Here is a 23,364-nt window from a genome sequence, read left to right as displayed (position 1 = left end):
CGCGTTTGCACAGTTAGTTGATGTTAGCGAAGGACATATATAAAACCATGACACTTGATAGCAGCAAGTATCCATTACTTAATTTGGTTAACGAACCAGCCCACTTGCGAGACTTAGCACAAGATAAGCTTCCTGCATTTAGCCATGAGTTGCGTGACTACTTACTCAACTCGGTATCGCAAAGTAGCGGGCATTTAGCGTCTGGTTTAGGTACCGTAGAGCTCACTGTGGCACTACATTATGTGTATAACACCCCAGATGATCGCCTTGTATGGGATGTAGGCCACCAAGCTTACCCACACAAAATACTCACCGGGCGTCGCGATTTAATGCACACCATTCGTAAAAAAGATGGCTTGCACCCTTTCCCATTTCGCGAAGAAAGCCAATACGATACGTTTAGTGTGGGCCATTCTAGTACCTCTATTTCAGCTGCGTTGGGCATGTCTATTGCTGCGCAAAAAGAAGGTAAAGGACGCAAAACGGTTGCCGTTATAGGCGATGGTGCTATTACAGCAGGCATGGCTTTTGAAGCCATGAACCACTTAGGTGATGTAAAATCAGATATGTTGATCATTTTAAATGACAACGAAATGTCGATTTCTGAAAACGTTGGCGCGTTAACAAATCACTTTGCCCGTATTTTATCGGGTAGCTTTTATACTAACATTCGCGAAGGTAGTAAAAAACTACTCTCGGGTGTGCCACCAGTTAAGCAACTTGCCAGTAAAATGGAAGAGCATATTAAAGGGATGATGATCCCTGGTACCTTCTTTGAAGAATTAGGCCTAAATTATATTGGCCCAATTGATGGCCATGATGTAAACATGTTAGTAGATACGCTGCGTAATATGCGTAACTTAAAAGGCCCGCAATTACTGCATATAAAAACCCAAAAAGGCAAAGGGTATAAACCCGCTGAAGCCGACCCTATTGGCTATCACGGCGTACCTAAGTTTGATCCTAATACATCAAGCTTACCTAAATCAAAACCCGGTGCGGCTACATTTTCTAATGTATTTGGCGACTGGTTATGCGACATAGCAAAGCAAGACAGCAAGCTTATGGCGATAACACCGGCTATGCGCGAAGGCTCTGGCATGGTGCGTTTTTCAAAAGAGCATCCTGATCAGTATTTTGATGTTGCGATTGCCGAGCAGCACGCTGTAACCCTAGCCGCTGGTTTTGCTTGTGAAGGCTTAAAACCCGTTGTCGCAATTTACTCAAGCTTTTTACAACGTGCGTACGATCAGCTAATTCACGATGTAGCGCTGCAAAACTTACCTGTGTTATTCGCTATTGACCGTGCTGGTATTGTTGGCGCAGACGGCGAAACACATCAAGGTGCGTACGATTTAAGCTTTATGCGCTGCATTCCAAATATGGTCATTATGGCGCCAAGCGATACAAATGAGTGTCGCCACATGTTATATACTGGTTATCAAGCAAATTGCCCTGTTGCTGTGCGTTATCCGCGTGGTAGTGCTGGTACGGCAGAAATTGCAACTAATATGCAATTACTTGAAATTGGTAAAGCCGATGTTGTTAAGCAAGGTGCTAAAGTGGCTATATTGTCATTTGGTACATTACTTGAAAACGCGCAACTAGCAGCTGATGAACTCAATGCGACTTTAGTTAATATGCGCTTTATTAAACCGCTTGATACTGCGTTACTCAATGAGTTAATAAACAGCCACGATGTAATAGTAACGCTTGAAGACAATGCAATTTCTGGCGGTGCTGGCTCTGCGGTTAATGAGTATTTAGCAACGCAAAAAGCACAGGTTAGCATTCTTAACTTGGGTATCCCTGATGAATTTATTAAGCACGGTACACAAGACGAAATGCACGACGAAATGGGCTTAGGCGAGCAAGGAATATTAACTGCTATCAAAGCGTTTATTAATTAACCTCCTACTCATTTAAAGCATATTAAAAAAGGAGCCTAGGCTCCTTTTTTAATATCTAAATATTAGTTACTTATCGCATCCATACTTTAATATCAGCTAAACCATTGGCTTGTAGCAAGCCTATTTGCTGTTCAACATTAGGGTTTTGCTCAAACTCAAACGCATCTAACTGCTCATCAAAGGTAATATTAGCGACCCCATCGCCACCGCGTTTTTTAACTTGATGCAGTGCAATATCAGCTAAATTAATCGAGGTTTCCCAGCTAATAACTTGGCCACCTAATAATGGTAGCGGATAAAACGACCAACCAATTGAGGCCGAAATATGAGTGCTTTTACCATTTGGCAATTGAAATCCATGTTCGGCAATTCCTTGGCAAAGATCCGACACATAGCTGTCAATTAAGTTACATTTAAAGTCACGTAATAAAAGTAAAAATTCATCGCCGCTCCAACGTGCCACATAATCTGAGCCCTGAGTACGCGAATTAAGTAATACCGCCATTTGCTGCAAACAACTATCTCCGGCAATTGGCCCATACGCATCGTTAATACGGCTAAAATTATCTAAGTTTATAATTAATAATACTAGCGACTTGCCCTGCGCTTGCAGTGACTGTGAGTTACGCTGAAAATGTTCAATATCTTTAGGTAGTTGGTCGAACAAAAAGCGGCGGCTACGTAACCCTGTAAGCTCATCTGAATGGCTCACCAGCTTAAGCTGTGAGTTAACCTTATTAAGCTTATCGTTTGCTTGGCGAAGCTCTAAGGTACGATCAGTGATCAACCCTTCTAACACTTCTTGTTTACGGCGCTCTTGCGCTCTAAATACCCAAAACACTAAATAAAACAATAAAACGAAACCACTTGTGATCAGTAATCTAAAGTAAATTGTTTCATCAAAACGCTCAGGTACTACAAAAGCGTAATCAACAGATTGGGCTATGTTCCAATCCTCGCCTTGGCGTTTTGTTTCTAACTGAAACAAAAATGCACCGGCTGGAAGGTTGGTATAAATAGCTTCGCGGCGAGTATTAGCGTATCGCCAGTCAGTATCTAAACCATTTAATTTATATCTAAACTCAATACTATTTGGCGCGTAATAATCTATAGCTGTGTATTTTAAAGTAACATCGCGCTCGTCTATTTTTAATCGCGGTTTATTACCTAATGCAGCTGTGGTTAAACTACGTAATGGTGTAGTTAATGTTTCTATTTTAGGTTTTAAACCACGTAAACCAAACAGCTCAACGCTTTTAGGTATTTCAACTACACCTTGTAAACTGGGATACCAAATGGAGTTATCCATATCAACAACCGCGTCATGCCCTAAGCCATTACAACATTGGCTGGCTTTACCATCGAGTTGGCGATCGAACGAGGAAATAACCTCTTCAACTTTTAAGCTTTGGATCTGCGTTTTAAATTGATCTACCGGCATCCGATAAACACCTTTCATGGTGCTTACCCATATTCTTTTTAATTTTTCATCGTACTTTAAGCTAAAAATAGAACCATAGGGTAAGCCATTTGCCGCATCTAATTGCTGCCATTGTCCTTGTCCACTACGATAAAACAAACCATCGTTTAACGAGCCAACTAATATTCCAACTCCATCTATATGCAAAATACTGGTTACATAAGCACTTTCTAAGGTAGTTTGGTCGCCTATTTTTTCTATTCCTCGGTCAGTAAAGTAATACGCGCCTTTACTAGTACCGATAATGCCAAAGTTTGGTGCATCTAATACAAAAGTAATAAACTTACTGCCTAAAAATGCATTATAAGCAAAGGGCCTTAAACCACTATAATTGAGTCGATACAAACCTCGGCCAGTACCAATCCAAAATCCGCCTCGGGTAGCTGAGCTAATAGCAAATACCGGGTTGTCGTTTAATGCGCGCCCAGGAAAGCTGTAAAGTGTGTCGTCTTCATAAAAGAATAACCCCCGCCCAGTAGCAATATAAAGCCGATCGCCATCAAACTGTAAATCATGCACCGAGGCATGCCCATACTTGCTACTGTTTATTATATTAATAAAGTTTTTATTGGTATCAAAGTAACCAACACCGCTTCTGTTAGCTATCCACAGTTTGTCATCGGGTGATTTACTAATCGCCATTACCGTTTCAGTCATTTTAGAAATTGCCGAGTGACGCTCAATGCGACCTTCGTGTGCCAGCCATAAACCTTCACTAAAACTGGCTAGCCAAACATTATTTTGATCATCGCGAAACATGTCAGCAAACCAAATACTTTGATCTAACTGACTTGGCTCAACCCATTGCCAATCACCTGACTTGCCACGAAATAATAAACGCCCATAAGTAGATACCCATAAGCCACCATTGGTGTCGCTCATAAATTTATAAACTGCAGAGTTATTCACATTAGGCAGTGGGAAAGAACGTAGTTCGTCATCTAAATCTAAAAAATAAGCACCCAACTCAGAGGCTAAATATAAATTACCATTTAAAAAAGAGAGATCGTGCACTATGGTTTGCGCTAAGCTGTCGGGTAATGACACTTTGGCAGTAAGCTCTAAGCGTAATTTAGAAAAGTCGGCAGCGCTTTTTGTCAGGCGCAGTAAATGTCTGTCGTTTACTAACCAAATACCTTCAGGTGCGAGCGCCATTTTGCTCACAGAGCCAACTATTTGAGTAATAACAGTGGGATTAACTATGGGTGATGGCTCATTAGTTTGATCGCGTAAATCAACCAAACTACGATCAACATAATACAGGCCATTAGCGGCTATCCAAATACCGCCTTTAGAGTCCTCTAAAATATCTCTAACCGGGCCTTTAATATTAAACTCTTGTGCACTAAGTGTTGCAGGGTCAATAACCACTAACCCATTTTTGGTGCCGATCCACAAAAAGCCTTGGCCATCTATTAGTAATTTATTAATACCATTACTTGGTAAAAAAAGACTATTTTGCGTGTTGTAGTTGGTAAAAGTATTGCCGTCAAAACGACTTAAACCAAATTGAGTTCCCAGCCACATATAACCTTGCTGGTCTTGCACAACACTTTTGAGTGATTGCGAGGGGAGTCCATCTTTAATATTCCATTGTTTAACTACGTAATCAGTAATTGAGGCCCAACTTGGCATAGCACAGGTTAGTAGTACAAAAACTAGTAAAAATCGCATCATATTGCTGCCACCTAGCTAAACAATCAAATAATAAACTAAAAGGGTAGTAAACCTACTTTTATCAGCGCTTGCAAACAAATAAGTGAAAATATACCTGCAAGTACGTCATCAATCATAATTCCAAATCCACCATGGGCACGCTTGTCGAGCACACGGATAGGACCTGGTTTGACTATATCAAAAAAACGAAACAGTAAAAAACCAACCAATAATGTTTGCCAGCTCAGTGCGGCACCAATCATAGTGATGTAATAGCCTGCCACTTCATCCCATACAATCGCGGGGTGATCGTGTACCCCTAAATCATCAGCGGTTTTGCCACAAGCCCAAATACCAAAAACACTGATCACTACAGCAAATACTACTTGTAACCACAACGGATAGTGCATGGTTATAAAAATAAAAGGTAAAGCGGCCAAAGTACCAAATGTGCCTGGGGCTATAGGTGCAAGCCCAGTACCAAAACCTAAACCAAAAAACTGATGTGGACGCTTTAGGTTAAATAAACGCTTGTTGTTCAACTTAAATCCTTAGAAAAGTGCTCAAAACCTTGGTGCTTAAAAGTAAATTTTTCGCCTTTATGTAACAGGTCAATTTGCCCTTCGCCACTTTTTATTTGGCCAATACAAATTGCCTCTACGCCATATTGACGCAGTTTTACATCAAGCATACTTTTATTGCTATCAGGCACGGTATAAAGCAGTTCATAGTCGTCGCCGTAATTTAGTATAAACGGTAATTGTTGTTCAAAATCAAGGCTAGCTTTCATTGCATCCGAGGTGGGTATGCTTTCAATATTAACCGTTGCGCTAACCTGCGACATATTTAGTATATGGCCTAAATCGGCTAGTAAACCATCTGAAACATCAATAGCAGAAGACGCAAGCCCACGTAATACCTGCCCTGCAGCCACTCTAGGTGTAGGGAAGTTAAGGCGCTTTTTAATATGTTTTAGATGCTCAGGTTCAATCGTTAAGCCTTGCTTGCGAGACTCTATTGCAAGCCCCGCATCTCCTAACGGCCCAGTTACAAAAATCCAGTCACCTACTTTTGCGCCATTTCGGCATAATGCAGTGCCTTCGGGTACTGTACCTTTTGCACAAATAGTAATACTCAAAGGTCCTTGAGTCGTGTCGCCACCAATTATTTGTACATTAAAATATTCGGCAATTTCATGCATGCCGTCAGTCAATTCTTCAATCCATTGCTGATCAATACTCGGAAGTGTTAAAGCGATAGAAACCCATGTAGGCTCTGCCCCCATTGCCGCTAAATCACTTAAATTTACAGCCAATGCTCTGTGCCCGAGTGCGCGAGGTTCAATGTCATCAAAAAAATGCACACCAGCAACGAGTGTATCGGTTGTTATAGCAAGCTGACAATTTTGCGGCACAGTAACTAATGCGCAGTCATCTCCAATCCCTAAATTAACATCGCGGCGAGTAATACCACGGCCTTTAAAATAACGATTAATTAATTCAAATTCCTTCATACACAAAAAAGCCGACCTATGCCGGCTCTCCTTTTTAACGGTAATTTATACCAGCCAGTTTTGATAAAATAATTATCAAAAACCTGACTAAATATTACTTACGTAAATGCTTAACTGCTTTATCAAGTACACCGTTTACAAATTTATGGCTATCTTCAGCGCCAAACATTTTAGCTAATTCAATGCTTTCGTTGATAGCCACTTTGTATGGAACATCTTCACGAAATTTTAGCTCATAGCTGCTTAAACGTAATATTGCGCGTTCAACCATATCTAACTCATCGAATGGACGGGTTAAATGCGGTGATACAGCCTCGTCTAGTTGCTTATAATTTACCGCAACGCCACTGGCTAAATCTTTAAAATATTCAACATCAATTTTAGTCACGTCGTTTTCGATCAACATTTGTTGTTCGATATCGGCAATTGCATTGCCACTTAATTGCCAAGAATAAATGGCCTGAAGTGCTAATATACGTGCTTTACGTCTTGCTGCTGGTTTCACAAAAATTCCTTAAACTTAAATTTTATCTAACACATTAACCATTTCAAGCGCGCCTAAAGCAGCTTCGCCGCCTTTATTGCCCATTTTGGTGCCAGCACGCTCAATTGCTTGCTCAATGCTTTCTGTGGTTAATACGCCAAATGCAACCGGTATATCATACTCAAGTGATACTTGCGCAAGACCTTTGTTTGATTCGCCAGCAACTAGGTCAAAGTGTGGAGTACCACCTCTGATCACTACGCCTAATGCGATGATTGCATCATACTGTTTTTTTGCCGCAATACGTTTCGCTGCTAAAGGTAATTCAACCGCGCCAGGTACATAAACTACGGTAATATCGTCATCCGATACACCACCTGTGCGTTTTAATTCATCAATAGCGCCTGCTAATAAGCTACTACCAATAAAGTCATTAAAGCGAGAAATGACAATGGCAAATTTTTTGCCCGGAGCGTACTTACTACCTTCAATAATTTTCATTTGATAACCTTAAAAATAAGTTTGAGCGATTTCGATTGCGCAAAAATTGCAGCGCATCATACCATAAAAATAAAATAATAGCCTAGCGTCTAATTACTGCGGCTCTATGTAGTCAACAACTTCTAAATGAAACCCTGAAAGTGCATGATACTTTTTAGGGCGACTCATTAAGCGCATTTGTTTAATGCCTAAATCGGCTAAAATTTGTGAACCCACGCCTACAGTACGAGACGTACCTGTAAATTTATTCGGTGTTACATCTTCACCCGAATCTTCGGCTGCAAACGCCTTTACTGTTGCCTCAAGCTCTGCGGTACTTTCTTGTTTGCCTAAAATAACTAATACACCATTGTGCTTAGCTATATAAGCCATTGCGTCAGACACGCCCCAGCTACGCTCAGAGTTTCTATCTGAGAGTAAAATATCGTTAAAGGTGCTTTGTAAATGCACTCGCACTACGGTTGGCGCTTGTTGTTTTATTTCGCCTTTTACTAATGCGTAATGTAGCTGTCCGTCGATGGTGTCTTTGTAGGTTACTAAATCAAACTCACCGTGCTCGGTAGGTAACTTACACTTTGCCACTTGCTCTATCGTGGTTTCGTTTAAGTTACGGTATTCAATTAAATCAGCTATGGTGCCAATTTTAATATCGTGCTGTTTAGAAAACACTTCTAAGTCAGGACGGCGCGCCATAGTGCCATCTGCATTGAGTATTTCAACAATAACCGATGAAGGCTCAAGCCCTGCTAAACGGGCTAAGTCGCAGCCTGCTTCAGTGTGCCCTGCACGCGTTAAAACACCGCCAGGTTGTGCCATTATAGGAAAAATATGCCCAGGCTGTACTATATCGCTAGGCAGTGCGCCTTTAGCTATAGCGGCCTGTACTGTACGTGCTCTATCTGCTGCCGAAATACCTGTAGTAACGCCTTTTGAAGCTTCTATCGACATTGTAAAATTAGTTGAAAACGCAGCACCGTTATTTTTTACCATAAGCGGTAAATCAAGTTGCTCGCATCGCTGTTGCGTCATAGTTAAACAAATTAAACCACGGCCATGCGTGGCCATAAAGTTAATAGCTTCTGCGCTAATATGCTCGGCGGCAATAATTAAATCGCCTTCATTTTCCCGGTCTTCATCGTCCATTAAAATAACCATTTTACCGGCTTTAATGTCTGCGATAATTTCTTCTGCGCTGTGTAAGTTCATAATTCACTCTTATTAGTTGTTAGTTGCGTTACTTAATAAAGCCCGCTTTTGCGAGTAAGCTCATTGAAATATCAGCGCCCGTAGGCTGCTCTGCGCCTTTTATAAGCCGCTCTAAATAACGCGCAATTTGGTCGACTTCCAAATTAACTTGGGTGCCCACTTTAAAATTAGCTATCGTAGTTTGCTCGCTAGTATGGGGCACAATCGTTAATTTAAATTTATTACCTTCTACTGCGTTCACTGTTAGGCTAATACCATCAATACATACAGAACCTTTATACGGTATGTATTTCATTAGGTTTTCATCTGTGGTTAGCCAATATTCTGTAGCACGTGCATTTGGCGTAATGGCGGTAATTGTAGCAATGCCATCAACATGGCCAGACACTAAATGCCCACCTAAACGCGAAACCGGTTGCATGGCTTTTTCAAGATTAACTGTTTGCCCTAATGTGTAATGAGCAAAACCAGTTAAATCTATCGTTTCATTCGATAAGTCGGCACTAAAACCATCGGCATGTTTATCAACAACAGTTAAACACACACCATTAGTGGCAATACTATCTCCTAACTTAACATCACTCATATCAAGGTCAGGGCTTTGTACACGAATAGCTAAATCGCCTTGTTTTTTTTGTAATAAAGCAATTTTGCCTGTGGCTTCTATTATCCCAGTAAACATAGCATTACTCTTTTGTATCAAGTGGTTTTAATGAGCTTTTTACTGCGCTAATACGTAAATCATCACCTATACGCGTACACTCATTAAAAGTTAAATCAATCGTATTTTGCATACTGATCAACTCAGGAAAATTAACTAAACTCTTGCCATCACACCCAATTAATTTAGGCGCTAGATAAAAAATAAATTCATCTATTAAATCCAGCTCAACCATTTTACCCGCAAGGGTTGCTCCAGCCTCTAGCCACACAGTATTAAATTGCAGCTTTGCAAGCTTTTTTAAAACCGCGGTTAAATCAACTTTCGAATTACTAGCAGTTACTACTATATGCTTTACAAAATGCGGCCAATGTTGCGATTTATCAACCTTGGTAGTAAAAATTATTATTTCACTTTCAATAGCAAATAAAGCAAGATTTGGGGTTAAACGATTTTGCGAGTCAATAATAACACGCACAGGTTGGCGAAGCGGTAACTGTGTAGGTAATGCCTGCGGTAATTCATTTTTACGCACATTTAATTTAGCGTCATCTACTAATACTGTGTCGGCACCGGTTAAAATAGCGCAACTTTGTGCACGATATAACTGTACGTCTTGGCGTGCTGCTGCGCCTGTTATCCACTTACTTTGGCCATTATTAAGCGCCGTTTTACCATCAATACTGGCGGCCATTTTACACGTTACATAGGGCAGGCCATGCTCCATGCGTTTAAAAAAGCCTAAATTAAGCGCCCTAGCCTGTGCTTCAAGTAACCCATACGCAACCTCAATACCAGCGTCGCTGAGTATTTTCAGCCCCTTACCAGCCACTTGTGGATTGCTATCGACCATAGCGGCAATTACTTTTACCACACCGGCGGCTTTTAAACCTTCTGCGCACGGTGGTGTACGACCATAATGGCTACATGGCTCAAGCGTAACATAAGCAGTTGCGCCTTTTGCTTTACTGCCAGCCATAGCAAGTGCATTTACTTCTGCATGCCCTTGTCCGGCAAGCTGATGAAATCCCTCGCCTACTATTTCATTGTTTTTAACTAATACACAACCTACGTTTGGATTAGGCGTGGTAGTAAACCGGCCTTTTTTAGCCAGTTCTATAGCACGTGCCATATACATTTCGTCATCTTGGTTAAAAACACAGTCGCTTTGCATACTTACTCCCCTAAACGGGCAATTTCTTCGCCAAATTCGCGAATATCTTCAAACGAGCGATACACCGAGGCAAAGCGCACATAAGCTACTTTATCGAGCTTTTTAAGCGCTTCCATAATGCACTCTCCCACTAAATGGCTCGAAACCTCTCGCTCGCCGGTTGCGCGTAATTGCGACTTTATTATATTAACTACTTCTTCTACTTGTTCGGTACTTACGGGGCGTTTTTCCAGTGCGCGGTTTAAACCATTTAACAATTTATCTTCGTTAAAGGGTTCGCGGCTGCCATCTTGTTTTATTACCCGTGGCATAACCAGTTCTGCGCCCTCAAACGTAGTAAAACGCTCATGGCAGTCATTGCATTCACGACGACGACGCACTTGGTGACCACCGCCAACCAGGCGAGAGTCAATAACTTTGGTATCTTTTGCGGTACAAAATGGGCAATGCATAGCTAGGTACTTCCGTTTTAAAAAACAAAAAAGGCCGCTTTAAAGCGGCCTTTATCTTAGCAAAAAACTAAGCGATTGTGATCTAAATTACTGTTTTACTTTTATTAAGCGTAAACAGGTAGTTTTGCACAAATTGCTTTTACTTTTTCTCTTACTTGCGCCTGTACTGATTCATCATTGATGTTATCTAGTACGTCACAGATCCAGCCAGCAAGCTCTTTAGATTCTGCTTCTTTAAAACCACGACGAGTGATTGCAGGTGAACCAATACGTAGGCCAGATGTTACAAACGGTGAACGTGGATCGTTAGGCACTGAGTTTTTGTTAACTGTAATATGAGCGTTACCCAAAGCAGCATCAGCATCTTTACCGGTAATATCTTTATTGATTAAATCAAGTAAGAATAAGTGGTTTTCAGTTTTGTCAGATACAATTTTGTAGCCACGTTCCTGCATAACAGCAACCATAGCTTGTGCATTTTTAACAACTTGTGTTTGGTATACTTTAAATTCTGGTTGTAGGGCTTCTTTAAATGCCACAGCTTTAGCAGCAATAACATGACATAAAGGACCGCCTTGGCCACCAGGGAAAACAGCACTGTTAAGCTTTTTGTAAATAGCTTCGTCGCCACATGCCGAAATAATTAAACCACCACGAGGGCCTGCTAAGGTTTTATGTGTAGTTGTAGTAACAACATGTGCGTGAGGAACTGGGCTTGGGTAAATACCCGCCGCAATTAAACCAGCAACGTGCGCCATATCTACAAAAAAGTAAGCGCCAATTTTATCAGCAATTTCACGTAATTTAGCCCAATCAACAATACCTGAGTATGCTGAGAAGCCACCAATAATCATTTTTGGTTTGTGCTCAAGCGCTAGCGCTTCAACCTGTGCGTAATCAATTTCGCCTGTAGTTTCATCTAGGCCATACTGAATTGCATTATAAAGCTTACCTGAAAAGTTTACGTGTGAACCATGCGTTAAATGGCCGCCATGAGCTAAGCTCATACCTAGTACGGTATCACCGGCGTTTAACAATGCTAAAAAAACGGCCGCATTTGCTTGCGAACCAGCATGTGGTTGTACGTTTGCGTAGTCAGAACCAAATAGTTCGTTAGCACGGTCAATCGCTAATTGCTCAACAACGTCTACATGCTCACAACCGCCATAGTAACGTTTGCCCGGATAACCTTCTGCGTATTTATTAGTTAACTGTGAACCCTGTGCTTCTAGTACGCGTGGGCTACAGTAGTTTTCAGAAGCGATTAATTCAATGTGATCTTCTTGGCGCGCAGTTTCTTTTGCAATTGCGTCAAATAACTCTGGGTCAAAATCTGAAATATTCATGCTACGTTCTAACATTGGGGTCTCCTGGGGCAAGGTGTATGGTATTTTTTAGAGGCTTTATTGTACGCTTAAAACGACTATTTGCCTACGCTCTTAAGTTGAGGATATTTAAACAGGGATTGAATTTATTTCACAGGCTTTTTAAGATGATATTTTTTAATCATTACATAAAAAATTAAAATATATATTAATTACTATATTTGCATAGCTAATGAAAGTATTAACACCCACACTAAAATATACCTATAAAAAAAGCGACCAAGGCCGCTTTAATTAAATTTTATTTTTAACTTAATTTTTTAAGTATTTCAGTACGTAAGGCATCATAGTCAGCATTTATATCATTAGCTAAACATGGCTTAGCTAATGCATCTGCAAGTGGCTTTGGCATGTCTAGCTTAATGTTTAAAATACCTTCAACACTGTCTTTAAATTTAGCTGGATGAGCCGTGGCTAAAAAGATTCCAGCAGCACCAGAAGCGCGATTTTCAACAAGTCCTTGGTATGCAATAGCGGTATGCGGCTCAGCAACATAACCTGTTTGTTGAATATTTTTCATCACTGTTTGCGTATCTTGCTCGTTTACGCTAGTTGAATAAAAATTATCGTAGCTAAACCAATTGTTGTCGAGCATAGATTGCACTCGTGGCCAGTTATTTGGCTTGCTTACATCCATTGCATTTGAAAGTGATTCAAGTGTCGCGTTTGGCGTCCAGTTTTTATCCAGCATAAAGCGCGGTACTGTATCGTTTTGATTAGTAGTTGCACTAAGTTTGCCAACAGGCAAACCAATAACAGCACCTATCATTGCCGCGCACACATTACCAAAGTTACCACTTGGAACCGAAATATGCGCAGTAGCCCGTTTTGCTTTTGGTAATTGTGCAATTGCCTCAAAGTAATAACAAACTTGTGCCACTAAGCGACTAATATTAATAGAGTTAGCAGAGTTAAGCCCCAGTGTAGATTTAACTTCTTCATCTAAAAAGGCATTCTTAACTAACTCTTGGCAATCATCAAAGCTGCCTTCAACCGCATAACAATGAATGTTGCCACCCAATGTAGTAAAGAGCTTTTGCTGCGCCAGTGAAATTTTGCCTTTAGGGTATAAAATTACCACGTCGATATTAGGCTTATTATAAAACGCATGTGCAACCGCCGCGCCAGTATCGCCCGACGTTGCAGTTAAAATAGTCACTTTATCGCCTTGATTAAACTGCGCTAAACACTCTGCCATAAAGCGCGCACCAAAATCTTTAAACGCTAAGGTAGGCCCATGAAACAATTCTAAGCAATAAGTGTTCTCTGCCACTTCCACCAGCTTAACCGGAAAGTTAAATGCATTTTTAACCATATGTGCAACGGTATCTGCTGGTAATTCATCGCCAATTAAATGCGAGAGTATTTTACTGCTACGGGTTACAAAATCCATATCAAGTAGTGCATCAACATCCGTTAGTGGTGTTAACGACTCGGGAAAAAATACCCCTTGATTACGCCCTAAACCCGTTTTTACTGCCTCAACAAACGACACTTGTTGCGAACTATCTTTTAAATTATGTAATTGCATAACTACTATCCTATAAAACTGTTAATTGACGTGTGCCGTCGTTATCTAATTTACAAATATGGCAAAAACCTTGCTCGTTTATGTAGTTACTTTCAAGCCACTGCGCGCACTGCTGTGCAGCTTTTAATGTTTTACACACAGTAAATAATGTTGGCCCTGCACCAGAAATACTAACAATTTCGGCGCCTAGCGCTGGCAAACTCGCTTTTGCTTCACTAAAACCTGTTATAAGTGGCGCACGGTATGGCTCGGCTATATGGTCTTGCATAATACTTAATGCATCATCAAAGCGATGCATTAACAATAAACTACTAAAGGCAGATAAACGCTGCGCAAATTCTACACCTGCGTGCATGCTCAACTCTTTTGGTAAAACTGAGCGTGCTTTTGCTGTATTAAGTGAAAAACCAGGAAACGCAGCAACGTAATACCAGTTTTCATCAACTGGTAAAGCAATTGATTTATTAGGAATTAAATCGCCAGTTAGCTGCAGGCCACCTAAATAACATGGCGTGATGTTATCGTAATGACGACCACCACTAACAACTGCCTCAAAGTCGGCCATTAACTCAATAAGTTCAACTTGGCTAAGCTTGGTTCCGGCAAATTTATCTAGGGCAGCAAAGGTTGCTACCACCGAACACGCACTTGATCCTAACCCTGAACCTATGGGCAAGTTCTTTTTCAGCTCCAACTTTACACTTGGCATATTAGGCGCTACATGCGCTCTAAAATGCACTAAACATTGATACGCTAAGTTTTCACTGGCATCACTTGGTAGCTTATGCGCGTATTCGCCAGAGCAAATAAACTCATCGCTCGATGCGGCACTAACAACGGCTACATCGCCTAATAAACTGCCGTCAATAGGTGCAAGAGCTGCGCCTAATGCGTCAAAACCAACGGCAAAATTACCAATAGATGCGGGAGCATATACTTCAATCATTGTTTGCTCCTAGCGCGATAACGTTTTTAAAATATCAGCAAATACACCAGCGGCTGTTACTGCCGAGCCTGCGCCATAGCCTCGTATAACAAATGGGCGTGGCTGATAATACTGACTTAAAATTGCTAATGCGTTTTCGCCATCACGAATATCGTAAAGTGCATGCTTTGCATCAACGGCTTCTATACCTACCTTACAGTGACCTTGCTTAATTGTGCCTACGTAACGCAGTACTTTACCCTCTGCGGCAGCACTTGCTATTCGGTCGTTAAAACCTGCGTTTAGGCTAGGGAGCTTTTCCATAAACGTATTTACATCATCGCCTTGTGCAAAACCGTGCGGTAATACCGACTCTACTTCAATGTCGCTTAGCTCTAGTGGCATGCCAGATTCGCGGGCAATAATTAATAGTTTTCGTGCTACGTCTGTCCCCGATAAGTCATCACGCGGATCAGGTTCAGTAAAGCCACTTTCTTTGGCTTTAATTGTTGCCTCAGACAGTGACAAGCCATCTTGCAGTGCACCAAACATGTACGATAGCGAGCCTGATAAAATACCGCTAAATTCTAGTAACTCGTCCCCTGCACCAAATAACGATTTTAAGTTATCAAGTACCGGCAAACCGGCTCCTACATTGGTTTCGTATAAAAACTTACGGCCATTTTTTTGCGTTGCTGCAATTAAGTCTTGATAGTAAGCATACGAGCTTGTATTGGCCTTTTTATTTGCGGCTACGACATGGAAACCGGCATTTAAAAAGTCTACGTATTGCGCCGATAACGCATCTGACGAAGTACAATCAACTAATACTGGGTTTATTAAATGATTTTGCTGTACAAATTGTTCAACTAGTTTTAAATCAAAAGCCTGCTCTGATGCGCCAAGCTTTTGCTGCCAGTCATCAAAGGCAATACCTTCACTGTCTAAGTGTAGCTGGCGAGAGTTGGCAACCCCATAAAGCTTAAGTTTAATATTGCGTTTTTCAAGCCAAGCTTGTTGACGCTCTAATTGCTCAATAAGCTCTTGACCTACTAAACCACACCCTAATAAAAACACGTCAATTGATGGAATATGGGTAAAGAAATTCTCATGACAAACCTTTACAGCGCCATTACAACGTTCACCATCGATCACGGCCGAAATAGAACTTTCGGTAGAGTCTTGGGCTATAGCTACAATATTTACTTGTGCTTGAGCAAGTGATGCAAAAAACTTAGCCGCTAAACCTTTGTGCGCACGCATATTATCGCCCACCAAAGTAACAATAGCTAAGTTACGCTTTACTTGTATTGGTTCAATTAAACCTGCTTGAGACTCTAATTTAAATGCGGTTTGCAGCGCTTCAAGTGCCAGCGCTAAATCGACCTCATGAACACAAAAACTAATACTGAACTCACACGATGACTGGGTAATTAAAACAATCGACACATTATCAAGGGCAAGGGCATTAAATACTTTAGATGCCATCCCTACTTTACCTTTCATGCCCGGGCCCGACACGGTAAGCATTGCTAAATCTTGTAAACTTGATAGTGCTTTTACTGGCTCAGATGAAACGCTCTCGTTACTAATAAGTGAGCCTTGTGCATTGGGGTTACGCGTGTTTTTAATTTCGCACGGTACACCCGCTTTAGCGCAGGGTAAAATTGTTTTAGGGTGTAATACTTTTGCACCAAAGTAAGAAAGCTCCATCGCTTCTTTATAAGATAAAAAATCAACTTTAGTGGCGGTTTTTATATAACGCGGATCAGCACTGTAAACACCATCTACATCAGTCCAAATTTGGCAAACATCGGCTTCTAAACAAGCTGCCGCAATTGCCGCAGAATAATCTGAGCCATTTCGGCCCAAAGTGGTTAGTTCGCCTTGCTCATTACTGGCAGTAAAACCGGGCATAATATAAATAGTTGCTGGTTGTTCTTTTAATACGGCTTGAAAGCGCACTTTACTGGCAACTAAGTCTGCCTCTGCATCTATGTAACCACCGGTTGATACTATGCAATTGGTCGCTTCAAGGTACTGCGCGTTTAAATCACCGAGTAAGCATTGCATTAACGACACACTAACGCGCTCACCAAAGCTAATAATAAAAGCACGTACTTGCTCAGGGCAGCATTTAATAAGTGATACACCATCAAGTTTATTTTTAAGCTCGGTAAAATTTGGCCAGTTTTCAATTTCACCATAGCCTTGCTCTACTGCTTTTTTTAACTCGTCACATCGATTTACCAGTGCTTGCCACAAGTGACTAAAGTCTTCACCCTGCTCAGCCGCTGAGGCTAATGCAACTAATGAATCTGTCATGCCACCGGGGGCTGAAAGCACTAATAACATTTCATCTTTTAATTGTGCTTTTGCCAGCACGGCAACCATCTCTAAGCAAGCAAAGTCGGCAAGCGATGATCCGCCAAATTTTAAAACGCGCATTTTTTATGTTTCCTCATTCCATAAAACGAAAAAAGGCCTGGGTTCTAAGTGAACACAGGCCTTTAAATTTGTTGCACCGACCTATGCCACTATCCAGTTAGGATGATGGTTGTAATAATAATGGTCGCTGCAAGACTAAATGTTTTCATAGCTTAAGACTGCCTTAACACAGGCTATACTGTCAACCCTCATTAAGAAGATAAAACAGTCTTTTTTTTCATCTTAACTTCTAGTAAATGCCAAATTTATGCAAAATATTATTAAGTATTATTTTGCCAACTGGCTTTTCGATAAACCCTATAACACCTAATTGTGCTACGCGCTGCTGCATTTGCTGTTGAATATCTGCCGAAATGACTAATACAAAACACTCCATTTTTTCTGCTTTAATATGCTCCAACACCTGCACACCATCGAGTATCGGCATAGTTAAATCGAGGCAAACTAAATCAAAATGTTGTTCTTTCAATAACGCTAACGCATCTACTCCATTTATCGCTTGGCGTATATCGGCGGTTATACAGTCATTTAAGCAACGTATCACTTGTTTGCGGGCTACTGCTGAATCGTCACAAACTAAAATAGAAAAGTTCATCATGAAAACCAGTTACTAAGGCGATGCATTAAAGCCAGCATAAAAACAACCTCTCGTTCAGCCAAACTTAAAGCCGAAAAACTTCAAAAATATCGAGCTTCACTATAACTGAATTAATGTAAAATACACTAGGGCGTGTTAATTTTTCAAAATTGAAATTTATTCAACCAAGAGTTATTTATATTTGGCCTAGCCTGCGATTATCAAACCCAACATTAAACTATAGTGTAATGCAAAAAGCTAAACGCTAAATACATATGCGCTTAGTTTTAAACGGCCTGTATAAAAGTGTAGCAACTTATTGCGCAACAAGTGCGCAGCGACAGCAAGCAAGATTACACATACTCAATTATGACTGCGCTCCTTAAAACAACTTGCTATTTTTTAAATATGCCACAATAAAATCAGCCATTTCGAGATACTGATTTTATTGCTATGATTGTGCAAATTTTTCAAATGGATCTGTATTCCTATGTGGTTTAGTAACCTTATATGTTATCGCTTTAAACAAGATGTTTCGTATACACAAGAAGATTTTGACAAAGCATTAGAGCAAGACTTATTTCGTCCATGTACGGGCCAAGAGCTGGCTACATTTGGCTGGACAAAAGCGTTTGGGAAACACGGCGAAACTTTATCGCATTTTTCACAAAAAAGTATTTTAGTTTGCGCTAAGCGCGAAGAAAAAGTATTACCTGCATCGGTTATAAATGAGCTAGTTGCAGAAAAAGTCGATTTAATTGAAGCTGAAGAAAATCGCCCAGTTAAAAAGAAAGAAAAAGACGAATTAAAAGAAAACATTTTACATACACTGCTACCACAAGCATTTAAAAAGTCGAGCTTACAGTTTGCATTTATTGACCAAGAAAACGGCTGGGTTGTAGTTAATAGCGGCAGTTTTAACAAAGCCGAAGAGTTACTCGCACTTTTACGTAAATCATTAGGCACACTGCCTGTAGTACCTGCATTTGCCAATTACGACCTAGATGTATTTTTAACCGACTGGTTAACTAACTTCAGCACGCCTGAAGGCTTTGCAATTGGCTCAGATGCAGAGCTAGAAGAAGCAGACGATAGTGGCGCGCAAGTTAAGCTTAAAGGCCACGACCTATCGTGCGACGAAGTTAAATCGCACCTTGAAACCGGTAAACGTGTTACTAAGCTTGCACTTGATTGGCAAGAACGCGTTAAGTTTATGCTGCAAAACGACGGCTCTATTAAGCGTTTAAGCTACAGCGATACCTTAAAAGAAGAAAATGCTGATATTCCAAAAGAAGACATGGCAGTAAAACTCGATGCTGACTTTATTTTAGCTTCAGAAGAAATTAAACAGCTACTTGAAGAGCTAACTCAAGGCTTAGGCGATATAGACGACTTAGCTTAAGCGCTAACCCTTGCTAAGTTAAGCCAAAAAAAGCACGATTTAATCGTGCTTTTTTACACTCACTACTTAATTACTATTAGCAAAACATCTCTTTTATATCGTCAACCATAGCGTGATACTCATCGCTGGTGAAAAGCTGCATAGAAGGAATAATTCCTTTGTTAATATAAACCTGTAGCGCGGCCGACTTATCTGACACTTGTAGCGTGCCCTCTAAAATTGCACCAATCCTAATAAAATCAATATAGCTTACCTGCTCAGGGCGATGACTAACATCAGCCCAGTTTTGCGCCACATCAACAAATTCATCAGGAAACTCCCACGCTTTCATTATGGAGCCACCAATTTTACCACTGAGCTTTTGAATTGCATGGGCTAAAAAGCTAGGATTAGCAAATACCTCAGGATGGCGTTCGGCTTCGGTTAAAATGGGTAATACACCAATATTATAAATTAATGATGCCAAGGTAATCGAATCTCTATTTAAAGAGTTTTGCTTATTATTCTTTAAGTAAAATTCCATTAATGCAATTGAGTGACTCGCTACTATTAACGTTTTTTGCCACGCTTTGCTCATGTAACCTTTAATTAGCTCGTTGTTAGATACAAACAATTGCTCCATTGCCATAGCCGTAGCAATATTTTTAATTTGTCGTAAGCCTATGCGAGTAACTGCTTGATGTAAGTTAGATACCTTAACTGAGCGCCCCATAATTGCACTGTTAGCTACTTTAATCATCCGGGCTGTTAGTGCTGGATCATGTGCAATCACATCGGCCATTTGCATCAAATTCACGTCATTATTATCAGCAGCTTGGCGCACTTTAATTGCCACTTCAGGTAAAGTAGGCAGCACCAAAGTGTCGTTATTTATTCTATCGATCAAAATTGTTAACAATGCGTTTTCAGTAGACATAACATCCCTATGATTAGTTATTTATAAGCTAAAACAAGCCCTATATTGTTGTTATTATATGCTTGAGTATTACTTAACTTATAGTTAAAGCTAACAAAATTACATAAATTTATTTTTTACTTACTATTTAACATCAATTAATTACACCTCTAACGCCTAAAACTTGCTATTTACCACGGTGTTTTGCTTTAATGCAGTCACTATAAGGCAGTATTTTTAAGATAGTAAGCGCCTTAGCGAACTGCGTACAAATAATAAATCTTACTTTTAAATAGGCAAAATAATGAATTTAAATAAAATTAGCCAAGCAATTATGCTCTCCGGCATCGTTTTTCTTAGTGCTTGTTCAGAGCAAGCTCCTTCTTCTAGTAATAAAACGGCTGTTAAAACAGAGCAAGTAAAGCCAGTAGGTCCAACACTTATAAATACCGATAAACAACGTTTAGACATTTACACTGACTTTAGCTTACAAACTGATTTATCACATTTAAGTGATAACCAAAAAGCTATGGTGGCAAAGCTTATAGATGCTTCAATAATTATGGATGATTTATTTTGGCAGCAAGCGTTTGGTGAAAATAAAGAGTCATTTTTAGCTAAACTAGCTGATGACAAAGTGCGTAAATTTGCCGACATAAACTACGGTCCATGGGATCGTTTAAACGGCGATAAAGTGTTTTTATCAAGCTATAAAGAAAAAGCAACTGGTGCACAGTTTTACCCTGCAGATATAACTAAAGAAGAGTTAAATAAAGCTGATCTTGCAGATAAAAATGGGCTTTACTCTATTATTAAACGTGATGAGCAAGGTAACCTTTACAGCGTGCCATACTCTAAAGAGTACGCAACCGAGCTTTTAGAGGCTGCTAACTTGCTACGTGAAGCAAGTAAACTAGCAGACGATAAAGAGTTTGCTAACTACTTAAACCTTCGTGCAGACGCGCTACTAAACGATGACTTTCAAGCGTCTGATTTTGCGTGGATGGATATGAAAAATAACCCAGTAGATGTGGTTATTGGTCCAATTGAAACTTATGAAGACCAATTGTTTGGTTACCGTGCTGCTTATGAGTCTTATGTATTAATTAAAGATTTAGCATGGAGCGAACGCCTGGCTAAATTTGCTGCCTTTTTACCTGAGCTACAAAAAGGCTTACCGGTTGATGATAAATACAAACAGGAAGTTCCGGGATCAGACGCCGACCTAAATGCCTACGACGTTGTTTACTATGCAGGGCACTCAAATGCGGGCAGTAAAACCATTGCAATAAACTTACCAAACGACGAGCAAGTACAGCTTGAAAAAGGCACGCGCCGTTTACAACTTAAAAATGCCATGCGCGCTAAGTTTGACAAAATTTTAGTACCAATTGCAGAACAGCTTATTGTACCTGAACAACGTAAGCATATTACCTTTGATGCTTTTTTTGCTAATACTATGTTCCATGAAGTAGCTCATGGCTTAGGCATTAAAAATACCCTTACTGGTAAGGGAACTGTGCGCCAATCATTACAAGAACACGCCAGTGCGCTAGAGGAAGGTAAAGCCGATATTTTAGGTTTATACATGATTGAGCAACTACTTAAAAAAGGCGAAATTACTGAAGGTACACTAGAGGATTACTACACCACCTTTATGGCTGGTATATTCCGCTCAGTACGTTTTGGTGCATCTAGCGCTCATGGTAAAGCGAATATGATCCGCTTTAACTTTTTTGCTCAAGAAGGTGCTTTTTCTAAAAATGAAGCCGGTTTATACCGTGTAAATATGGAAAAAATGAGCCATGCTATGGCTAAATTATCGCGCTTAATTTTAACCATTCAAGGTGATGGCGACTATCAAAAAGTAGATCAGCTTATTGCTACGCACGGTAATATTAAAGCAGAGCTAGCAGGGGATTTAGAAAAGCTAAGCCAAGCTAATATTCCGGTTGATGTTACTTTTAAACAAGGCAAAGCAGTGTTGGGCCTTAAATAGTTTATAGCCTGTTTACTACCTAAAATAGCCTAGTAAATAAAAACTAAAAAAGCGTTACAGCTCAAAACTGTAACGCTTTTTTATTAAGTTAAAAGTGCTCGGTGTCGTTATTTAAGCTAAACGCTAATTATTGAGTAATAATTACTTAGCAGTAATAACGCTGCGCACTACAGGCTCTAAACTACTCATTCCCCAATGCTTTCCCTTTGCTAGGGCCGATTCAATATCAAGCCCCTCTGCATGAGCAGAAATAGCCATTAAAGCCCCTACTCTATTGCTACTAGCACAATGTAACAGCACAGGTTCGCCGTTTAGTTCTGCCATTATTTTAGCCAGCTTTTGTGCGTTTTCAACGCTAACATCTTGCGCGCCAGCAATTGGCAATGCGTGATACTGCATCCCTAACGAAGCCACCAACTGGGCTTCATCCCAGTCTTGCTCGTTTTCGCCACGTAAATTAATTACGTGCTTTACTCCAGCATTAGCGAGTTGTTTAAGCTGCTCGCTCGTTGGTTGTGCCGCAGACAACGTTTGATTTTCGTGAATAACTAAATTACGCACATCGCTAGTTTTAACTGCTGTAATATTAATAGACTGCTCTGTTGCAAACGCTGCGCCTGTAGTTAATAGCGCAGTGATAAATAATGCATTGGCAAACAACTTAATATGTCTCATTTTGGCTCTCTCTATAAGGTTTTAGAATTAAAAGTGGGCTTTTATTTTTGCTATTTTCTCGTCTTCATATGGCACTGCCGGGTGTTTACCCCATACTGGCGCAGGCCAAGCGGCATCGCTAGTAAAACGCGCAATATGATGAATATGTAATTGCGGCACCATATTACCAAGCGCCGCCACGTTTAATTTATCGGGATTAAATACCCGCATTAATAAATGACTCAATTTTGCCGACTCGCGCAAATAAGTAACTTGCTCATCCTCGCTTAAGTCAATTATCTCTTTTAAACCGGCTTTTTTTGGCACCAAAATAAACCAGGGGTACTGGCTATCGTTCAATAGTAATATTTTACACAGCGGCCAATCGGCAAGCTCTATACAATCGCGCTTAAGCTCTGGGGCTAGTTCAAATGTGGGGTGGGTCATCATAGTGTCCTACTTTGTCTTTAATAATTACCACTTTATAGCATTTAGTTGCAGTTGCACACGC

The 23,364-nt window shown here is 40.4% G+C and carries 20 protein-coding genes; 3 read left to right on the top strand and 17 right to left on the bottom strand.

Going from position 1 to position 23,364, the window contains the following annotated elements:
• Window positions 1-47 precede the first annotated feature (47 nt).
• Entirely contained in the window at window positions 48-1,910 is a 1,863-nt protein-coding gene (gene dxs / locus CIK86_RS01745) for a 1-deoxy-D-xylulose-5-phosphate synthase (RefSeq protein ID WP_086993171.1), read from the top strand.
• Window positions 1,911-1,980: 70 nt separating this feature from the next.
• Here dxs and CIK86_RS01740 read toward each other — a convergent pair whose 3' ends face one another.
• The 14 genes from CIK86_RS01740 to CIK86_RS01675 all read right to left on the bottom strand — a co-directional run bounded on the left by CIK86_RS01740 (window position 1,981) and on the right by CIK86_RS01675 (window position 17,924).
• Entirely contained in the window at window positions 1,981-5,067 is a 3,087-nt protein-coding gene (locus tag CIK86_RS01740) for a ligand-binding sensor domain-containing diguanylate cyclase (protein ID WP_011329017.1), read from the bottom strand.
• Between the two features lie 35 nt (window positions 5,068-5,102).
• On the bottom strand, window positions 5,103-5,588 hold the full coding sequence (locus CIK86_RS01735; protein ID WP_086993172.1) for a phosphatidylglycerophosphatase A: 486 nt from the start codon (window positions 5,586-5,588) through the stop codon (window positions 5,103-5,105).
• A complete protein-coding gene (gene thiL / locus CIK86_RS01730; protein ID WP_086993173.1) occupies window positions 5,585-6,559 on the bottom strand; it encodes a thiamine-phosphate kinase in 975 nt (324 codons plus the stop codon). Before thiL ends, CIK86_RS01735 begins: the two co-directional genes overlap by 4 nt.
• A gap of 94 nt (window positions 6,560-6,653) precedes the next feature.
• Window positions 6,654-7,064: a transcription antitermination factor NusB gene (nusB, locus tag CIK86_RS01725; protein ID WP_011329020.1), complete on the bottom strand. Its 411-nt coding sequence runs from the start codon at window positions 7,062-7,064 to the stop codon at window positions 6,654-6,656.
• A 15-nt stretch (window positions 7,065-7,079) separates the two neighbouring features.
• The gene (ribE, locus tag CIK86_RS01720) at window positions 7,080-7,544 is read right to left on the bottom strand and encodes a 6,7-dimethyl-8-ribityllumazine synthase (RefSeq protein ID WP_011329021.1); all 465 of its coding nucleotides are present in this window, start codon (window positions 7,542-7,544) and stop codon (window positions 7,080-7,082) included.
• A gap of 93 nt (window positions 7,545-7,637) precedes the next feature.
• Window positions 7,638-8,750, bottom strand: a complete 1,113-nt coding sequence (gene ribBA / locus CIK86_RS01715) for a bifunctional 3,4-dihydroxy-2-butanone-4-phosphate synthase/GTP cyclohydrolase II (protein ID WP_086993174.1) — start codon at window positions 8,748-8,750, stop codon at window positions 7,638-7,640.
• A gap of 28 nt (window positions 8,751-8,778) precedes the next feature.
• Window positions 8,779-9,432 (bottom strand): riboflavin synthase, encoded by a 654-nt coding sequence (locus CIK86_RS01710; RefSeq protein WP_086993175.1) that lies wholly within the window; start codon window positions 9,430-9,432, stop codon window positions 8,779-8,781.
• A gap of 4 nt (window positions 9,433-9,436) precedes the next feature.
• Window positions 9,437-10,585, bottom strand: a complete 1,149-nt coding sequence (gene ribD, locus CIK86_RS01705; protein ID WP_086993176.1) for a bifunctional diaminohydroxyphosphoribosylaminopyrimidine deaminase/5-amino-6-(5-phosphoribosylamino)uracil reductase RibD — start codon at window positions 10,583-10,585, stop codon at window positions 9,437-9,439.
• A gap of 2 nt (window positions 10,586-10,587) precedes the next feature.
• Window positions 10,588-11,037, bottom strand: a complete 450-nt coding sequence (nrdR, locus tag CIK86_RS01700; RefSeq protein WP_011329025.1) for a transcriptional regulator NrdR — start codon at window positions 11,035-11,037, stop codon at window positions 10,588-10,590.
• Window positions 11,038-11,141: 104 nt separating this feature from the next.
• Window positions 11,142-12,398, bottom strand: coding sequence for a serine hydroxymethyltransferase (glyA, locus tag CIK86_RS01695; protein ID WP_011329026.1), 1,257 nt, complete (start codon window positions 12,396-12,398; stop codon window positions 11,142-11,144).
• Between the two features lie 271 nt (window positions 12,399-12,669).
• A complete protein-coding gene (thrC, locus tag CIK86_RS01690) occupies window positions 12,670-13,953 on the bottom strand; it encodes a threonine synthase (RefSeq protein ID WP_086993177.1) in 1,284 nt (427 codons plus the stop codon).
• A gap of 10 nt (window positions 13,954-13,963) precedes the next feature.
• A complete protein-coding gene (gene thrB, locus CIK86_RS01685) occupies window positions 13,964-14,899 on the bottom strand; it encodes a homoserine kinase (protein ID WP_011329028.1) in 936 nt (311 codons plus the stop codon).
• A gap of 9 nt (window positions 14,900-14,908) precedes the next feature.
• Complete coding sequence (thrA, locus tag CIK86_RS01680; RefSeq protein WP_011329029.1) at window positions 14,909-17,326, bottom strand: bifunctional aspartate kinase/homoserine dehydrogenase I; 2,418 nt, start codon at window positions 17,324-17,326, stop codon at window positions 14,909-14,911.
• Between the two features lie 229 nt (window positions 17,327-17,555).
• On the bottom strand, window positions 17,556-17,924 hold the full coding sequence (locus CIK86_RS01675; RefSeq protein ID WP_086993178.1) for a response regulator: 369 nt from the start codon (window positions 17,922-17,924) through the stop codon (window positions 17,556-17,558).
• Between the two features lie 469 nt (window positions 17,925-18,393).
• On the opposite strand from CIK86_RS01675, the gene rdgC reads away from it, so the two are divergent.
• A complete protein-coding gene (rdgC, locus tag CIK86_RS01670; RefSeq protein ID WP_011329031.1) occupies window positions 18,394-19,305 on the top strand; it encodes a recombination-associated protein RdgC in 912 nt (303 codons plus the stop codon).
• Window positions 19,306-19,381: 76 nt separating this feature from the next.
• On the opposite strand, the gene CIK86_RS01665 is transcribed toward rdgC, so the two are convergent.
• Window positions 19,382-20,221 (bottom strand): HDOD domain-containing protein, encoded by an 840-nt coding sequence (locus CIK86_RS01665; protein WP_086993179.1) that lies wholly within the window; start codon window positions 20,219-20,221, stop codon window positions 19,382-19,384.
• A 283-nt stretch (window positions 20,222-20,504) separates the two neighbouring features.
• On the opposite strand from CIK86_RS01665, the gene CIK86_RS01660 reads away from it, so the two are divergent.
• Window positions 20,505-22,199, top strand: a complete 1,695-nt coding sequence (locus CIK86_RS01660; RefSeq protein WP_086993180.1) for a Zn-dependent hydrolase — start codon at window positions 20,505-20,507, stop codon at window positions 22,197-22,199.
• Between the two features lie 141 nt (window positions 22,200-22,340).
• On the opposite strand, the gene CIK86_RS01655 is transcribed toward CIK86_RS01660, so the two are convergent.
• Complete coding sequence (locus CIK86_RS01655) at window positions 22,341-22,874, bottom strand: sulfur transferase domain-containing protein (protein ID WP_086993181.1); 534 nt, start codon at window positions 22,872-22,874, stop codon at window positions 22,341-22,343.
• Window positions 22,875-22,901: 27 nt separating this feature from the next.
• Window positions 22,902-23,300, bottom strand: a complete 399-nt coding sequence (locus tag CIK86_RS01650) for an HIT domain-containing protein (RefSeq protein ID WP_086993182.1) — start codon at window positions 23,298-23,300, stop codon at window positions 22,902-22,904.
• Window positions 23,301-23,364 lie beyond the last annotated feature (64 nt).

Origin of the sequence: Pseudoalteromonas sp. JB197, assembly GCF_002332205.1 — a bacterium.
Classification (GTDB): domain Bacteria; phylum Pseudomonadota; class Gammaproteobacteria; order Enterobacterales; family Alteromonadaceae; genus Pseudoalteromonas; species Pseudoalteromonas nigrifaciens.
Note: the sequence above shows the minus strand (reverse complement) of the source record. Positions and strands in the feature narration are given on the sequence as shown.

What these genes read in the sequence shown, in the direction of transcription:
- thrB (WP_011329028.1), bottom strand. Translation starts at nt 14,899, where the DNA reads ATGATTGAAGTATATGCTCCCGCATCTATTGGTAATTTTGCCGTTGGT.
- CIK86_RS01665 (WP_086993179.1), bottom strand. Translation starts at nt 20,221, where the DNA reads ATGTCTACTGAAAACGCATTGTTAACAATTTTGATCGATAGAATAAAT.
- CIK86_RS01675 (WP_086993178.1), bottom strand. Translation starts at nt 17,924, where the DNA reads ATGATGAACTTTTCTATTTTAGTTTGTGACGATTCAGCAGTAGCCCGC.
- ribBA (WP_086993174.1), bottom strand. Translation starts at nt 8,750, where the DNA reads ATGAACTTACACAGCGCAGAAGAAATTATCGCAGACATTAAAGCCGGT.
- nrdR (WP_011329025.1), bottom strand. Translation starts at nt 11,037, where the DNA reads ATGCATTGCCCATTTTGTACCGCAAAAGATACCAAAGTTATTGACTCT.
- CIK86_RS01710 (WP_086993175.1), bottom strand. Translation starts at nt 9,432, where the DNA reads ATGTTTACTGGGATAATAGAAGCCACAGGCAAAATTGCTTTATTACAA.
- thrA (WP_011329029.1), bottom strand. Translation starts at nt 17,326, where the DNA reads ATGCGCGTTTTAAAATTTGGCGGATCATCGCTTGCCGACTTTGCTTGC.
- ribE (WP_011329021.1), bottom strand. Translation starts at nt 7,544, where the DNA reads ATGAAAATTATTGAAGGTAGTAAGTACGCTCCGGGCAAAAAATTTGCC.
- dxs (WP_086993171.1), top strand. Translation starts at nt 48, where the DNA reads ATGACACTTGATAGCAGCAAGTATCCATTACTTAATTTGGTTAACGAA.
- CIK86_RS01650 (WP_086993182.1), bottom strand. Translation starts at nt 23,300, where the DNA reads ATGACCCACCCCACATTTGAACTAGCCCCAGAGCTTAAGCGCGATTGT.
- ribD (WP_086993176.1), bottom strand. Translation starts at nt 10,585, where the DNA reads ATGCAAAGCGACTGTGTTTTTAACCAAGATGACGAAATGTATATGGCA.
- thrC (WP_086993177.1), bottom strand. Translation starts at nt 13,953, where the DNA reads ATGCAATTACATAATTTAAAAGATAGTTCGCAACAAGTGTCGTTTGTT.
- CIK86_RS01660 (WP_086993180.1), top strand. Translation starts at nt 20,505, where the DNA reads ATGAATTTAAATAAAATTAGCCAAGCAATTATGCTCTCCGGCATCGTT.
- thiL (WP_086993173.1), bottom strand. Translation starts at nt 6,559, where the DNA reads ATGAAGGAATTTGAATTAATTAATCGTTATTTTAAAGGCCGTGGTATT.
- CIK86_RS01655 (WP_086993181.1), bottom strand. Translation starts at nt 22,874, where the DNA reads ATGAGACATATTAAGTTGTTTGCCAATGCATTATTTATCACTGCGCTA.
- CIK86_RS01740 (WP_011329017.1), bottom strand. Translation starts at nt 5,067, where the DNA reads ATGATGCGATTTTTACTAGTTTTTGTACTACTAACCTGTGCTATGCCA.
- glyA (WP_011329026.1), bottom strand. Translation starts at nt 12,398, where the DNA reads ATGTTAGAACGTAGCATGAATATTTCAGATTTTGACCCAGAGTTATTT.
- rdgC (WP_011329031.1), top strand. Translation starts at nt 18,394, where the DNA reads ATGTGGTTTAGTAACCTTATATGTTATCGCTTTAAACAAGATGTTTCG.